13 protein-coding genes are annotated in these 15218 nt (G+C 66.3%); 4 read left to right on the top strand and 9 right to left on the bottom strand.

All coding sequences use genetic code 11. The annotated features are described in order from the left end of the window. Positions 1-66: 66 nt before the first annotated feature. Positions 67-366, top strand: coding sequence for an SLATT domain-containing protein (locus ELY13_RS03940; RefSeq protein WP_126172562.1), 300 nt, complete (start codon positions 67-69; stop codon positions 364-366). Between the two features lie 251 nt (positions 367-617). Here the strand turns inward: ELY13_RS03940 and ELY13_RS03935 are convergent, their stop codons facing one another. Together ELY13_RS03935 and uvrA are read right to left on the bottom strand one after the other, a co-directional pair. Continuing rightward, positions 618-1040, bottom strand: coding sequence for a CHRD domain-containing protein (locus tag ELY13_RS03935; RefSeq protein ID WP_164549689.1), 423 nt, complete (start codon positions 1038-1040; stop codon positions 618-620). Positions 1041-1244: 204 nt separating this feature from the next. Further along, entirely contained in the window at positions 1245-4193 is a 2949-nt protein-coding gene (gene uvrA, locus ELY13_RS03930) for an excinuclease ABC subunit UvrA (RefSeq protein WP_126172560.1), read from the bottom strand. A 714-nt stretch (positions 4194-4907) separates the two neighbouring features. On the opposite strand from uvrA, the gene ELY13_RS03925 reads away from it, so the two are divergent. Both ELY13_RS03925 and ELY13_RS03920 read left to right on the top strand, forming a co-directional pair. After that, on the top strand, positions 4908-5528 hold the full coding sequence (locus tag ELY13_RS03925; RefSeq protein ID WP_241233526.1) for a lysozyme: 621 nt from the start codon (positions 4908-4910) through the stop codon (positions 5526-5528). Further along, entirely contained in the window at positions 5503-6153 is a 651-nt protein-coding gene (locus ELY13_RS03920; protein WP_241233525.1) for a hypothetical protein, read from the top strand. The genes ELY13_RS03925 and ELY13_RS03920 overlap by 26 nt, the downstream gene beginning before the upstream one ends. Before the next feature lie 53 nt (positions 6154-6206). Here the strand turns inward: ELY13_RS03920 and ELY13_RS03915 are convergent, their stop codons facing one another. Both ELY13_RS03915 and ELY13_RS03910 read right to left on the bottom strand, forming a co-directional pair. Beyond that, the gene (locus ELY13_RS03915; protein ID WP_126172559.1) at positions 6207-7433 is read right to left on the bottom strand and encodes a pyridoxal-dependent decarboxylase, exosortase A system-associated; all 1227 of its coding nucleotides are present in this window, start codon (positions 7431-7433) and stop codon (positions 6207-6209) included. Then, a complete protein-coding gene (locus ELY13_RS03910; protein ID WP_126172558.1) occupies positions 7430-8947 on the bottom strand; it encodes an acyl-CoA ligase (AMP-forming), exosortase A system-associated in 1518 nt (505 codons plus the stop codon). Before ELY13_RS03910 ends, ELY13_RS03915 begins: the two co-directional genes overlap by 4 nt. A gap of 94 nt (positions 8948-9041) precedes the next feature. On the opposite strand from ELY13_RS03910, the gene ELY13_RS03905 reads away from it, so the two are divergent. Further along, positions 9042-9332: an acyl carrier protein gene (locus ELY13_RS03905; protein WP_126172557.1), complete on the top strand. Its 291-nt coding sequence runs from the start codon at positions 9042-9044 to the stop codon at positions 9330-9332. Here the strand turns inward: ELY13_RS03905 and ELY13_RS03900 are convergent. From ELY13_RS03900 to ELY13_RS03880, 5 genes are read right to left on the bottom strand one after another with little or no spacing between them, the layout of a single operon-like run. Beyond that, on the bottom strand, positions 9329-10528 hold the full coding sequence (locus ELY13_RS03900; RefSeq protein WP_420897415.1) for a class I SAM-dependent RNA methyltransferase: 1200 nt from the start codon (positions 10526-10528) through the stop codon (positions 9329-9331). The two genes, ELY13_RS03905 and ELY13_RS03900, sit on opposite strands and share 4 nt — an antisense overlap. Further along, entirely contained in the window at positions 10525-11916 is a 1392-nt protein-coding gene (locus ELY13_RS03895) for an NAD(P)H-hydrate dehydratase (RefSeq protein ID WP_126172555.1), read from the bottom strand. Before ELY13_RS03895 ends, ELY13_RS03900 begins: the two co-directional genes overlap by 4 nt. A 6-nt stretch (positions 11917-11922) precedes the next feature. Next, entirely contained in the window at positions 11923-13644 is a 1722-nt protein-coding gene (gene ilvD / locus ELY13_RS03890; protein ID WP_126172554.1) for a dihydroxy-acid dehydratase, read from the bottom strand. A gap of 44 nt (positions 13645-13688) precedes the next feature. Next, positions 13689-14408 carry an N-formylglutamate amidohydrolase gene (locus tag ELY13_RS03885; protein ID WP_126172553.1) on the bottom strand — a complete coding sequence of 240 codons (720 nt, stop codon included), beginning with the start codon at positions 14406-14408 and terminating at the stop codon, positions 13689-13691. Next, positions 14405-15217 (bottom strand): 4-(cytidine 5'-diphospho)-2-C-methyl-D-erythritol kinase, encoded by an 813-nt coding sequence (locus ELY13_RS03880; RefSeq protein ID WP_126172552.1) that lies wholly within the window; start codon positions 15215-15217, stop codon positions 14405-14407. The genes ELY13_RS03885 and ELY13_RS03880 overlap by 4 nt, the downstream gene beginning before the upstream one ends. Position 15218: the final 1 nt, after the last annotated feature.

The raw sequence follows: 15218 nt of genomic DNA, 5'->3' as shown, positions 1-15218 counted from the left end.
GCCCACACCTTCATGTCCGCGATTTGCATCGCCGCGACCGTCATCTTCTGGTTGCCGCAATGAGTCCTGAGCCTAGTTTACGCTCTCGCTGTATTTAGCTCGTTGTACCAAGCTAATGATCCCAGAATGGATTTTTCCCCCACAAGTATGTTTATCGCTGGGGCCGCCTCGATTATCGGATGGATGCAAATAAAGAAGTTCAACGAGTTATCTGCATCATATATCCTTACCGCACATGAAATAGGTCTCTTGCACAGCGACTTCCGCCAAATTCGCACCGAAGATGATTTCGGGGACTTCGTAAATGATGCTGAACAAGCGTTCTCTCGGGAACACACTCAATGGGTTGCCCGTACGGATAACTGAAGTTGACACTTAATCGGCAACCAAAATACTTTAACCTTAATCTCTCGACGATTTTAACTTTTTTCGATTGCATGATGAACTACTATCTCAATGCCGTGGATTCACATCTCGCCAGCGCAACAATTCAACGTGTCCCTGCGAAGCGAAATTGGACATCGAACCGGCTTAGCCGCACTGACTACTTCAGACGCGCCGTTCACAACCATTCGTGCATACCCGCTGAGAATGAAAGCCTGAGCCGATAAACGTTCCTACCCCTCCAATTGCGCCCTCACCGCGCCGTTCGGGTACATCGCGGTGGCGACCTCGAGGGTGTAGGCGCTCGGGTTGGCAGTCAGGGAACGGGCGAGATCGGCGGGGAGGACGGTGCAGGCGCCGCTGGCTCCGTTCACCGGGGTTTCGAGCGTCAGCACGGGGCGGCTCCCCTCTGCACTGGGACGAATGTACGCCGAGGTGGGCTGGCCGAGACCCGGCGCGTTGAGGCCGTAGCACATCTCTCGTGTCGCGGGATCGATCACGCCGGTGAAGGAACCGGCTCCGCCGATGTTCAGGGGCGCGCTGATGATCGGGTGGCTGGTCTGGTAGGGGTTCGCCTCCTGCTGGGCGGCAGCGGGGGCGGACAGGGTTGCGGCGCCGAGCGCGATGGCAGCGACGGCGGGGATGATGGTGCGCATGGTCGGTCTCCTCCTCGTCATCCGGAGGGGCGCCAGCGCGATGAGGAATGGCGCCCCTCCGCGCTTCGATAACGCGGATGCGGGGCGCGGGTTTCCGGGTATTGCCCCGAGGTTGGGCGCTCGGGGCATGGACCCCGGATCGCGTCCGGGGTGACGAAGATCAGGGGCGAAAGGGCGAACGTGTGGTGGGCGGCGGAGGCCGGGTTACTCCGCCGCTTCCTTTGCGGATTTCCTTTCCGCTCTCGTGGTCTTTGGCGCGGCCTTGGCCAGCATCGGCTTGAGGTAATGCCCGGTGTAGCTGCGGGGGTTTTCCGCCACCTTCTCCGGCGGGCCTTCCGCGACGATCTCGCCGCCGCGCACGCCGCCGTCGGGGCCGAGGTCCACGATCCAGTCCGCTGTCTTGATCACGTCCAGGTTGTGCTCGATCACCACGACCGAGTTACCCTGCTCCACCAGCCGTTGAAGCACTTCCAGCAGCTTTCGCACGTCCTCGAAATGCAGGCCCGTGGTCGGCTCATCCAGAATGTACAGCGTCTGCCCGGTGGAGCGGCGGGCGAGTTCCTTGGCCAGCTTCACCCGCTGCGCCTCTCCGCCTGACAAGGTCGTCGCCTGCTGGCCGACCTTGACGTAGCCGAGGCCGACTTCGTTCAGCATATGCATCTTGTCGCGGATCGGGGGGACGGCGCGGAAGAATTCCTCCGCGTCCTCGATTGTCATGTCGAGCACGTCGGCGATGCTGCGGCCCTTGAACTTCACTTCCAGCGTTTCGCGGTTGTAGCGCTTGCCGTGGCATTCCTCGCACGTGACGTAGACGTCGGGCAGGAAGTGCATCTCGATCTTGATCAGGCCGTCGCCCTGGCATGCCTCGCACCGGCCGCCCTTCACGTTGAAGCTGAAGCGGCCGGGCTTGTATCCGCGCTCCAGCGCTTCGGGCAGGCCGGCGAACCAGTCGCGGATGTTGGTGAAGGCGCCGGTGTACGTCGCGGGGTTGCTGCGCGGGGTGCGGCCGATGGGGGACTGGTCGATCTCGATCACCTTGTCGCAGTGCTCAAGCCCGGTGACCTTGTCGTGCGCGCCGGCGATCATCCGGGCGCCGTTCAGCGTGCGGGCGGCGCTGGCGTACAGCGTATCGATGGTGAAGCTGGACTTGCCCGACCCGGAGACCCCGGTGATGCAGGTAAAGGTGCCGAGCGGGATCGAGGCGGTGACGTTCTTGAGGTTGTTCGCCTTTGCGCCGTGGACGGTCAGCTTCTTGCCGTTGCCCTTGCGGCGCTTGGGCGGGATGGCGATTTCACGTGTGCCGTTGAGGTACGCGGCGGTGAGGCTTTCCTCCGACCCGAGGATTTCGGCCAGCGTGCCTTGTGCGACGACTTCGCCGCCGTGGACGCCCGCGCCGGGGCCGAGATCGACGATGTGGTCGGCGGCGCGGATCGCGTCTTCGTCATGCTCCACCACGATGACGGTGTTGCCGAGGTCGCGCAGGCGCTTCAGCGTTTCCAGCAGGCGGTCGTTGTCGCGCTGGTGGAGGCCGATGCTGGGTTCGTCCAGCACGTAGAGCACGCCCGACAGGCCGGAGCCGATCTGGCTGGCGAGGCGGATGCGCTGGCTCTCCCCGCCCGACAGGGTGCCGGAGGTGCGATCGAGGTTGAGGTAATCGAGCCCGACGTTATCGAGGAAGCCCAGCCGCTCGTTGATCTCCTTGAGGATGGCGTGGGCGATCTGCTGCTGCTGGGGGCCGAGCTTGTCCGACAACTCAAGGAACCAGCGCTTTGCCTCGGCCACCGACAAGCGGACCGGGCCGGAGATGCTTTCGCCCGCGACCTTCACGGACAGCGCCTTGTCGTTGAGGCGGGCGCCGTGACAGACCTCACACGGCTGGGCGGTCTGGTAGCGGGACAATTCCTCCCGCATCCAGGCGCTGTCGGTTTGCAGGATGCGGCGGTTGAGGTTCCCGATCACGCCTTCGAACGCCTTGCGCACGGTGTATTCCTTGCGCCCGTCCTTGAAGGTGAGCGGAACGGCCTTGCCCTTGGTGCCGAACAGGATGGCGTATTGCTGGTCTTCGGTCAGGTCGGTCCACGGGGTGGTGAGATCGAACGCGAACTCCTTCGCCAGGCTGGCGAGGACTTGCATGTAGTAAGGGGACGGCGGGTTGCTCTTGGCCCAGGGGACGATGGCGCCCTGCTTGAGGGTCAGGCCTTCGTTGGGAACGACGAGCTGGGGATCGAACAGCAGCTTCTCACCAAGACCGTCACACGCGGCGCAGGCGCCTTGCGGGGCATTGAAGGAGAACAGGCGCGGCTCGACCTCCTCGATCGTGAAGCCGGAGACGGGGCAGGCGAACTTCTCGCTGAACACGATGCGGTTGGCGGGGATGCCCGCGCCCTTGAGGTTGCCGCCGGTTTCCTCCCCTTCCCTGCCCGGCACGACGCCATCGGCAAGATCCACGTAGGCGAGGCCTTCGGCGAGCTTGAGCGCGGTTTCGAAGCTGTCGGCGAGACGGGTTTCGGCGCCGGGGCGCACGGACAGGCGGTCCACCACGACTTCGATGTCGTGCTTGTACTTCTTGTCGAGCGCGGGGGCGCTTTCAATTTCGTGCAGTTCCCCGTCGATCCGCACGCGGGTAAAGCCGGCGCGCTGCCATTCGGCCATTTCCTTGCGGTATTCCCCCTTGCGGCCGCGCACGACGGGCGCGAGCAGGTAGGCGCGCGTGCCTTCCGGCAGGGCCATGACCCGGTCCACCATGTTGGACACGGTCTGGGCCTCGATCGGCAAGCCGGTGGTGGGGGAATAAGGCACCCCTACCCGCGCCCACAGCAGGCGCATGTAATCGTAGATCTCCGTCACGGTGGCGACCGTGGAGCGCGGATTGCGGCTGGTGGTTTTCTGTTCGATCGAGATCGCAGGCGACAGCCCGTCGATATGTTCGACGTCCGGCTTCTGCATCATCTCCAGGAACTGGCGCGCATAGGCGGAAAGGCTTTCCACGTAGCGGCGCTGCCCTTCGGCGTAGATCGTGTCGAAGGCGAGACTAGACTTGCCGGAGCCGGAAAGCCCGGTGATCACCACCAGCGCGTCGCGCGGGAGGTCGATGTCGATCCCCTTGAGGTTGTGCTCACGCGCGCCGCGGACGGAAATAGTGGAAAGAGGCATGAAGTGCGATGTTCCCGAGATGTTCGCCGGCGTCAAGCGTCCGCGCAGGGTCGGGGCGATGTGGGGGCGAAGGCGGGAATTGCAACTTGGCCGTATGCCGGGGCCGTATAGCGGGACGGGAGCTGCTTTCACGCCGTGGGGGACGCCCCCTTCATGAGGCCTCTATAAGAAGGTGAGGTAGAAGGTCTGCAAAGACCTTCTTATCGCGTGACCAAGGGGCGCTTTTGCAAGGGTAGCACCTTTATCCACCCCCGGCCCCTCCCCTAACAAGAGGGAGAAGCGGGACCGCTTGCTTGATGCCGAGCGGAAACTTGAACCGAGTTCTGGAAGTTTTCAGCTCTCCGGGAACCGCTCAATCGGTTGGCAGTTGAGCCCTTTATCCGGCCACTCTCCGGTCCGTGCCCGATTCGCGATGGGGCGCGGATGCTGGCGGAACAGGCGTCCCAGTCAACCGTTGATTGTATGTAACGCACGGCCCGCCGCGCGACTGTGATGTTTTTAATACAGCGTTCACCTCTCGCGCATACCACGGGCCCAACGACCCGAAGGACGAGAGAGGAATACAGCAATATGAGCAGGCAACCCCAAACGACCCCGACATCAACGCGGGATGTTTCCGGTTCCCCTCGTGTGCGCCAAAAGGTATCTCGGCGTAACCAGATCCGTGGACTTATCAGCAGCTTGCGCGAACGTGGCAAGCAGGCTGGAGGACAGATGCGCAAGCGTAAGGCTGCGCTTGTCCTTTCGGCCGGCGCAATGGGACTTTCATCGGCCGCCATGGGCGTGCCGACCGGCTGGCAGACGGAAGAAGTGCCGGTGCCCACCGTGCAGCCCGAGTTGCGCCTGCCGGCAGCGATGCTGGGAGCGAGCCAGTCGCTGAAGGAAGCGATGATCCAGGAAGAAGGCGTGCGCACCACGGTCTATCGTGATGTCGCCGGTTATCCGACGGTCGGCGTGGGCCACCTTATCACTCCGGAAGACGGCTTGGCAGTCGGCCAGAAGGTATCGCAGGAGCGTATCCTGGAGTTCTTCGACAAGGACATCGGCAAGGCCGAAGCCGCCGCTGCCCGTCTTGCAGGAGCCACTCCGCTGTTCCAGCATGAATTCGACGCGCTGGTTGACCTGGTGTACAATGTTGGTGAAGGCAATGTTTCGGCCAAGCGCAGTCCGCGCCTGAACCAAGCCATCGCCGACCGGGATTACAATGGCATCGCGCAGGAACTCGATTACACCAACGCTGGCGGGGCCACGGCAAAGGGCCTTGTCTACCGCAGCGAACGCCGCGCCAACATTTTCATGGGCGGGCAGTATGCCGATCCTCGCATGCAGGCGTAATGCCGCGACCGGCGCAAGTGCGCTGGCGTTGCTTGCGCTGACCGCCTGCGGCGACACTCCGACTGCCGCAGTCGCTGCCGAGCGTGAGCAGACCGCAGCCGTGCTGAATTCGGCCTTGAACGAGGCCGGGCAGCAAGCGGCGCGCCCGGCGGGCAGCGAAGACTGTCTGGTAGCGGTCTGGCAGAAGCAGACTCAGCGCGACGAGACGTTCGACCGCGCGCATGACCGGGTGGAAGGCGGCGCGATCTCGTGCGCGACCGACAGCAGCGCCTCGCAGTTTCGTGACGCCATCGATGCGTTGCGCGCCGCGGCGCAAAGCGGTGACAAGGCGCAAGTGCTGGAGCAGACCGGAATCCCGCTGCTCTACATCGACGCGCAAGGCAATTCCGAACAGCTGGAATCCCATGATGCCATCGACGCCGCGTTCGACCGGGTGTTCGACCGGCGCACGCTGGACGCTCTGGGCCGGGTCGATCTCGACCGCCTGACGGTCGCGCCCAAGCAAGGCGGGTTCTTCGATCTTGGGGCGCTGTGGCTCGTCGTGCCGGAACCCGGTGCCCGGCCGCAACTGAGGACCATCAACCAGCAAGCTCTGCTGGAAGCCGCCGAGGCTCCGAAGACCTGAACGCGGCGGCAGCGCCGACCGATGCGGGTCGCGGCCGTTCGAAGCAGATCCTGCTAGATCAGTATTTCCCGCGCAGCCCCCTGGCCCAGAAAGGCCGAGGGGCTCGCGCTTGCTCCGTATGCTCCCGCGCAGAACACCGCGACAAGGTCCCCAACGTCGGCGCGGGGCAAGTGCGCGTTGTCGGCCAGGCGGTCGAGCGGTGTGCACAGGCAGCCGACGATGCTCGCCTCTTCCTCGTGATTGGCGGAAAAGCGGCTGGCGATGGCCACCGGGTAGTTGCGGCGCACCACTGTGCCGAAGTTGCCCGAGGCGGCAAGCTGGTGGTGCAGGCCCCCGTCGGTGACGAGGAACGTCTGCCCCCGACTGACTTTCCGGTCCACGATCCGTGTCAGGTAGACCCCCGCTTCTCCGACGAGATAGCGCCCCAGTTCAAGGGCTAGTTCGGCCCCCGCCAGTTCGGCCGGAAGAGCGCCGAGCCGATCCTCCAGGGCTTTTCCGATTACCCCCAAGTCCAGCGGCTCGTCCCCCGCGAAGTAGGGAATTCCGAAGCCGCCGCCCATGTTGAGGTGCGGCAGGGGTGTGCCGATCTCCCGCGTCAGCCGGGCCGCGAGGTCGATCACCCCGGCCTGCGTTTCGGCAATGGCTCCGGCGTCAAGCGCCTGGCTGCCGGTGAAGATGTGCAGGCCGCGCCACTCGGCGCCGGAACCGATGATCGTTTTCGCGAGGTCCGGCACGCGTTCGGCGTCGATTCCGAACGGCCGCGCTCCGCCCCCCATCTTCATGCCCGATCCGCGCAATTCGAAATCGGGATTAACCCGGATCGCGAGGCGCGGCGTCTTGCCTGCCGTTTCCGCGATTGTCAGCGCGCGGCGCGCCTCGCCTTCGGATTCGAGGTTGAGCGTGACGCCGTGCTCGATCGCCAGCGCCAGTTCCTCATCCCGCTTGCCCGGCCCGGCAAAACTGATCCGGTGGCCCGGTTGCCCTGCAGCGAGGGCGGCTTGCAGCTCCCCCGCCGAAGCGATGTCGAAGCCTTCCACCAGGCCTCGCATCAGTTCGAGGATCGGCGGGTAAGGGTTTGCCTTCATGGCATAATGCACGCGAATCCTCGAAGGTAGGGCCTTCCGCAGCGAGGCAAGCCGTTGGCGGATCCGCTCGGCGGAATAGACGAACAGCGGGGTGCCGCCGGCCTGCTCCACCAGCGCGGCGGCGGTGTGCCCGCCGATGGCAAGCTGCCCTTCGATGCTTTCAAACCCAGCGGGGATCGGTCCTGTCGGTTTCATGCGGTCAGTTCCCGAAGCAGCACTGCCCGGTCGATCTTCCCGTTGGGGTTGAGGGGCAGCGTTTCGCGCCAGTGGATTGCGTGGGGGCGCATGAAATTGGGCAGTTCGCGCGCAAGCCGTTTCGGCAACTCGTCGGCCGCATCCGGCGCATCCTGCCCGGCGCGGACCACGAGGTGGATCGCTTGTCCCAATCGCTCATCCGGCAGGCCCAGCGCGACCGCTTCGGCCACGAGCCCGGTGGCGAGCGCTGCGTCTTCCACTTCCTGCGGGCTGATGCGGTTGCCCGCGCTCTTGATCATCGCGTCCCGCCGTCCCGCGAAGTACAGCAGGCCGTCCGCTTCGCGCCGGACGCGGTCCCCTGACCAGACTGCCGTTCCGCCGTACCGGGAGGCCGGGGGCGCCGGGCGGAACCGCTCCGCCGTTCGGGCCGCATTTCGCCAGTATCCTTGCGCCACCAACGGGCCGCAGTGGACCAGTTCCCCTTCCTGGCCCGGCTCGGCTTCCTGTCCGCCCTCCGCGATCACCAGCACTTCAGCGAACGGGATCGGCTTGCCCATCGAGGTCGGGTGCGTATCAACCAGTGTCGGATCGAGATACGTCGAGCGGAACGCTTCGGTCAGGCCGTACATCGGAAACAGCTTCGCGTGCGGGAACTTGGCGCGCAAACGGCGGACGAGCGTTTCTGTCAGGGCCCCGCCGCTGTTGGTCAAGCGACGCAGCGACGCGGATGCTTCGGACGGCCAGTCCTGCTCTGCCAGCTGGATCCACAGCGGCGGCACGGCGGCGAGCGTAGTGATATGGTGCCCGGCGCTGGCCTTGATGACATCGCGCGGGGTCAGGTAGTCGAGCGGGACCACGCTTGCCCCGGCATGCCAGGCCGACAGCAGCTGGTTCTGTCCGTAGTCGAACGCCAGCGGCAGCACCGCGAGCACCACATCATCCCGTTCAAGATCGAGATAGCCTGCCACGCTCACCGCGCCGAGCCACAGGTTCGCGTGGCTCAGCATCACGCCCTTTGGTTTGCCGGTCGAACCGGAGGTGTAGAGGATCGCGGTGAGAGCGTGGGGATCGGCGCTGGAGGGGGGCAAGCGGGTGCCGCCGATGGCGGCCAGCAGCGCTTCGCCGTCCTCGATCGTTTCGCAAGATGCTGGGACATCGTGTTGTTCCAGTGAGGAAAGGCGCGCCGCATTGCCGATCAGAAGGCTTGCCTCGCTGTCCGCGAGGATGTGCGCCGCTTGGGCGCGTTTCAGCAGGGGATTGATCGGAACGTGCACCAGCCCTGCCCGCGCGGCGGCGAGCGGCAGGAGGCACGTGAGTTCGCCTTTCGCCGCCCAGCTGGCGACTCGCGCGCCTTGTTCCGGCACGCGTGCGGCCAGCCATCCCGCCAGCTCCGCGACGCGGGTCCGCAAGGCGGCGAAATCGAGTGTCCGGTCGCGCAGGACCAGCGCTGGGTCAGCAGGATTGCCGCGTTCGGCAAGGTGGTCGATCGGCCGGGGATCGGGGACAGGCTCCATGAACGCGCTATCGCCAGTGGCCGGGGCCGAGGCAAGTCTTGTATCCCGCGCGCGCCGGGACTAGGGGCGCGCACGCCGCAATGGGGATAAGCAGATGAGCGCAGAGCCCGGTCTGGACCAGACCAGAGACCTGGATACCGACGCGGTCCTGCGGCGGATCCTGCAGGACGTGCTCGGCCTCGATCCCGAACGGGTTGCGGCGCTGGAGCCGGATTCGGGCTTGTTCGGCCATTTGCCCGAACTCGACTCGATGGCCGTTGCGGATCTTCTGACCGAGATCGAGGACCGGCTTGACGTTGTGATCGACGATGAGGACGTCGACGGGGAAATGCTGGAGACTTACGGCGCGCTGCTCGCCTTCGTGCGGGAAAAGCAGGCCGGTTAAGCGTCCTCGCGCACGAACAGGCTGGCGAGTTCCACGTGGGTCGACCAGCGGAACTGGCCCACCGGGCGCAGTTCCATCAGGCGGTATCCGGCATCGGCCAGTTGCCGCGCGTCGCGCGCCCAGCTGGATGGATTGCAGCTGATATAGACAATTCGCCTGACCGTGCTGGCGGCAAGCTGTGCCACCTGATCCCGCGCGCCGGCACGCGGGGGATCGAGCAGGACGGCTTCGAAGCGGGACAATTCGTCCGCTCGCAGGGGATTGCGGAACAAGTCGCGGTGCAGCGAATGGACCGGCTTGCCGGTGCGCGCCGCGGCGGCCTTGCACGCTAGATAGGCGTCCTGCGCAGCCTCGGCGGCCAGAACCTTTGCCGGTCCGGCCAACGCGAACGCGAACGTGCCGAGGCCGGAAAACAAGTCCGCGATGGTCGCGGCATCGCCGATCCATTCCCGCGCGGCGTCGACCAGGGCTTGTTCCCCGTCCTTCGTCGCCTGCAGGAACGATCCCGACGGGAACGGCACGGGGGCGCCCGAGAGCGTGACGGTGACCGGTTCCGGCTCCCACAGGGTTTCCGGACCGTATCCCTGGTCCAGCGTCAGCCGCGCAAGGCCATGCTCGCGCGCGAAATTGAGCATCGCTTCCGTTTCGGCCAGCCCGTCCAGCGTCAGCCCCTTGAGGTTTGCGTCGGCGCCCTGATCGGTCAGCGCCAGTTCGACCTCGACCGACCAGCGGCCGTTCCGACCGGTAAACAGTTTTCGCAGGGGCTCGATCACCGCCATCAACTCGGGCACGAGAATGGCGCATTCCCGGACATCGACCAGCTTGTGCGATCCGGCTTCGCGAAAGCCGATCAGCGGGCGTCCGCCGCCGTTGATTGCCCGCAGGTTCGCCCGCCGGCGGCTGGCGGGAGGAGACAAATGGGGGGGCGCAATGCGGCCGGGCTGAAGCCCCTGCCCTTCGGCTGCGTGGGCCACACGCTCCCGCACGAAGGTGGCCAGCGCATCGTCCGAGATATGCTGAAGCTCACACCCGCCGCAGCGCCCGAAGTGGCCGCACGCGGGTTCGGCCCGGTTGGGGCCCGGGACCAGCGTGCCATCGGCCAGCAGCGTGTCCCCCGGCGCGGAGCGGGGCACGTGGCGGCCGCTTGCGGTGATGCCGTCGCCTTTGGCGGCCACTCGGATGATTGTATCGTTCACAGGCACGCCGCGTAGGCGGCGGCGACCCTTCGGGCAAGCGTGCTGGCGGTGAACACGGGGCCGCAGACCCGGGCCGCCTCTCCGTGCAGCCAGTTGCCCTCACACGCAGCGCGGAACGGATCGCCGCACGCAGCCAGGCGGCTGGCGACCACTCCGGCGAGCACGTCCCCGCTGCCGGCGACCGAAAGCCAGCTGGTGGGCGACGGCGCGAGTACGGTGCGACCGTCCGGCGCCGCGATCACCGTATCGGGCCCCTTGGCGATCACCACCGCGTTCGCCTTGCGCGCCAGTTCCCGCGCGCGGTCAAGCTTGGATTCGGATTCCAGCGCAAAGGCGGCGGCAAGCTGCCGCAGCTCCCCTTCATGGGGAGTGAGGATGAGCGGGGAGGCAAAGCCCGAAAGGCGTTCCGGATCGATCAGGTGCAGCGCGTCCGCATCGATCACGGTTGGGTGTCCGGCAGCAAGGACGGCCCGCAGGCGCGCCTGCGCTTCGTCGGCCCGGCCCAGCCCCGGTCCGGCAAGGACGGCGCCGGTACGCTCATCGTCCAGTGCCTTGGCAAGCGGTCCGTCCTTCAGCACGATGTCCGGCGAGGCCGCGGGATGGAGCAGCGGGGCGGCCAGCCGGACGGCCCCGGCACCGGCCCGCATGGCCCCTTCGCACGCCAGCAGGGACGCGCCCGAGACAGGGCCGCCCACCACCGTCACCAGCCCGCGCGTGTACTTGTGCGCGTCCCGCGCGGGGACGGACAGGGAGGGTTTTTCCACCAGCCCTGCGGCTTCCGGCACCGCCTCGATCCCAATCGGGACCAGTCGCCGCTCCCCCATCCTGGCCATCGCGGGCATCGTCCAGTGGGCGAACTTCCACGCACCGAGCGCCAGCGTTAGCGTATAGTCGGGCAGCCCGGGATTGAGCGGCTTGCCGCTGTCGGCGTCGATCCCGCTCGGCAGGTCGATCGCAACGCGGTGCGGGTGGGCGACGGCAAGATCGCACAGCAAGCCCACCAGCTTGTCATCCAGCGGACGGGAGAGGCCGCTGCCGAACAGGCAATCGACCAGCAGATCGCCTTTTGCCCGGTCGACCACTGCGCCCCTGTACGCAGCTTTGGCCGCGCGGGCAGCCTCGGTCGCCGGGCCTGTCGGGGCGACCACCGCGATCTTCGACCCCCGGCGGCGGAGCGTTTCGGCAATGACGTAGCCGTCTCCGCCGTTGTTGCCGGGACCGCACAGCACTGTGACGCTCCGGCCAGCGGAAAGACGCCAGATCCAGTCGGCCGCCCCTTCCCCCGCCCGCTGCATCAGGCTTTCGATGCTCGCCCCCCGGTCGATCAGCGCCTGCTCCGCCGCGCGCATTTGCACGGCGGTGAGAATCGGATCGCCGGGCCCGGTCATCGGCCTTCAGATGTCGGCATAGACATGCGTTTCCGCCTTGGCCCCGGGGTGAGTTACCGCGCCCTTGACCGCCGGGCCGACCAGCTGGGCGTATTTCCACAATGCGCCTGCCTGGTAATCGTTCATGCGGGGCTGCCAGGCGCGCCGACGTTCATCCAGCACATCGGGTTCGACCATCAGTTCGATCGTACCGGCACTGGCATCGATCGCGATCATGTCGCCATCCTCCACCAGCGCGATCGGTCCGCCATCGGCCGCTTCGGGACCGACATGGCCGATGCAGAAGCCGCGGGTGCCGCCGGAGAAGCGTCCGTCGGTGATCAGCGCGACCTTTTCCCCCATGCCCAGCCCGTACAGCGCCGCCGTGGTGGAGAGCATTTCCCGCATGCCGGGACCGCCCTTTGGCCCTTCATACCGGATCACGATCACGCTGCCTTCGACTATCTTGCGCTGTTCGACGGCGGCGAATGCGTCTTCCTCACAGTCGAACACTTGCGCCGGGCCGGAGAACTGCAGGCGCTTCATCCCCGCGACCTTCACGATCGCGCCATCGGGAGCGAGCGTGCCCTTCAGGCCGACCACGCCGCCGGTCGGGGTGATCGGGGTCTTGATGTCGTAGATGACCTTCTGGTCGGGGTTCCAGGTCACTTCCTCGATGTTCTCACCCAGCGTCTTGCCGGTGCAGGTGATCGGGCTGGGATCGAGGAAGCCGCCGTCGAGCATCGTCTTCATCAGCATGTAGACGCCGCCGGCTTCGTACATGTCCTTGGCCACGTACCGGCCGCCCGGCTTCAGGTCCGCGATGTAAGGCGTCGATTTGAAGATCTCTGCGACGTCGAACAAGTCGAACTCGATGCCGCATTCGCTGGCCATCGCCGGCAGGTGCAGCGCGGCGTTGGTCGATCCGCCGGTGGCGGCAACCACGCGGGCTGCGTTCTCGAACGCGGCGCGGGTGCAGATGTCGCGCGGGCGCAGGTTAAGGGCGAGCAGTTCCATCACCTGCCGCCCGGCGGCAATCGCGATCTCTTCCCGGCTCTTGTAAGGAGCGGGCGCCATGTTGCTGTTCGGCAACGACAATCCGATGGCCTCACCGACGCAGGCCATCGTGTTGGCGGTGAATTGGCCGCCGCAGGCGCCATGTCCGGGGCAGGCGACCTTTTCCAGCTCCGTCAGTTCCTGCAGCGCGCAGTTGCCCGCCGCGTGCTGGCCGACCGCTTCGAACACGTCGACCACGGTCACGTCCTTGTCGTGGAACCGGCCGGGCAGGATCGAGCCGCCGTAGACGAAGATCGACGGCACGTTCAGCCGCAGCATCGCCATCATCATGCCGGGAAGCGACTTGTCGCACCCGGCAAATCCGACCAGCGCGTCATAGGAATGGCCGCGGACGGAAAGCTCGATCGAATCCGCGATCACCTCCCGGCTGACGAGGGAGCTTTTCATCCCCTGGTGGCCCATCGCGATGCCATCCGTGACGGTGATCGTGTTGAACCGGCGCGGCGTGCCGCCAGCCTCGATCACGCCCTGCCGGCAGATGTCGGCCTGGGGGTTGAGGGTGGTGTTGCAGGGCGCGCTGTCGTTGCCGGCGGACGCGATCGCCACGAACGGGCGCGCGATGTCTTCCTCCGTCATGCCCATCGCATAGTAATAACTGCGATGCGGCGCTCGCTCCGGACCGACCGAAACGTGCCGGCTGGGCAGGCGGGACTTGTCGAATTGATTAGCCATGCTGGTTCCGTGGTATGCAGGAGATGTGGCCGTGGCCCCTGCACTCACTCCAGCGCCAGCGCAACCCCGTTGGCGACCTCGGCAATGTGCGCGGCCCAGAGCGCCTGGCCGTTCGTGTCGGTGATCAGGTCATTCCGGATCTCGATCGCGCAGTACGGCCGCCCGTGCGCTTCGGCGTGGCGGTTCATCGTCGCGTTGAGCTGGCGGCCCGAGTAAGGCTGGTTATCGCCCACGATCAGGCCGCGCTCCGTGAAGCCGCGAATTGCGTGGCGGGCGGCGCGGTCATCCTGGTTGTAGAGCAGCGCGATTTCCCATGGGCGGTCGTGCGGATCGCTTTCCAGTTCCGGGGTGAAGCTGTGGATCGCGAGGATCAGCTTGGGCTGCGCGTCGGCAAGCCACGCTTCCATCGCGTCGTGATAGGGGCGGTGGAAGCGGGCGATGCGGTCCTGCCGGTCCGCGTTGCGGTTGCCGGGGATCGAATGGCCGTCGCTCGTCTCGGGAATCAGGCCGGGGGAGTCCTCTTCCCGGTGGAGGTCGATGGCGAGGCGGCCGACTTCGGCGAGGAAGCCGGCGATGCCGTACACCTGTGCCAGCCGCTCCATGACGCCGGCCGTGCCGATGTCCCACGCGATGTGCTTTTTCAGCAAGTCGGGCGCGATGCCCAGGTCGATGCCGTCCGGCACCCGGTTGGACGCGTGATCGCACACCGCGACGATGCCGCCCGGGCGCGGGGTTCCGATCGTGCGGTAGACTTCGTGGTTCATCGCAGGCTCCCGCTCATTTGCCACCAGTGGGGGTGGGATGTTTGAAGGGTTTGGGCCGCCCGGTGCAGGGCGTCCGTGTCCCGGTACAGCGCGAAACAGGTTGCGCCCGAACCGCTCATCCGGACGAGATCGGCGTCGGTTTCGCGCAGGGCTGCCAGCACGTCGGCAATCGGGGGACACAGCGCGGTGGCGGGGGCTTCCAGATCATTGCGCCCTTCCCGCGCCATGACCGAAGCCGGACCTTCCGGCAGAGGACCCCGGTCGGTTCCGTCCCAGGCGGCGAACACCGGGCCGGTCGTCAGCGGAACCCGCGGATTGACCAGCAGGACGGGCGCCCCGGCGAGATCGTTCTCCACCGGTTCAAGCTCCGTGCCTGTGCCCCGCCCGACGCAGGCGCGGCTTTCGACGCAAGCCGGCACGTCCGCGCCAAGCCGGGCTGCCCGGTCCCGCCAATCGTCCGGCAGGGCGTGAAGCTGCTCCACGATCCGGAACACCGCGCCCGCATCGGCGGAGCCTCCGCCCAGCCCGGCGGCGACAGGGAGGCGCTTGTCGAGCGTGATGGAAAGCCCGCCGCTGCGTGGAAGAGTGTTGAGCGCCCGGGCGACGATGTTGCCGAACGGGTCGGTCAGTTCCGGGGCGAATTCTCCCGTCACGCGCAGTTCGTCGCGTTCGGCAGCGCGTGCCGTCAGCGTGTCTCCGCCGTCGACGAACGCGAACAGGGTTTCGAGTTCGTGATAGCCGTCCGCCCGCCGCTGCCGGACATGCAGCGCGAGGTTGATCTTGGCATAGGCGGTTTCGGTCAGGGTCACG

This window comes from Altericroceibacterium xinjiangense (genome assembly GCF_003958635.1).
GTDB classification, from domain to species: Bacteria; Pseudomonadota; Alphaproteobacteria; order Sphingomonadales; family Sphingomonadaceae; genus Altericroceibacterium_A; species Altericroceibacterium_A xinjiangense.
Note: the sequence above shows the minus strand (reverse complement) of the source record. Positions and strands in the feature narration are given on the sequence as shown.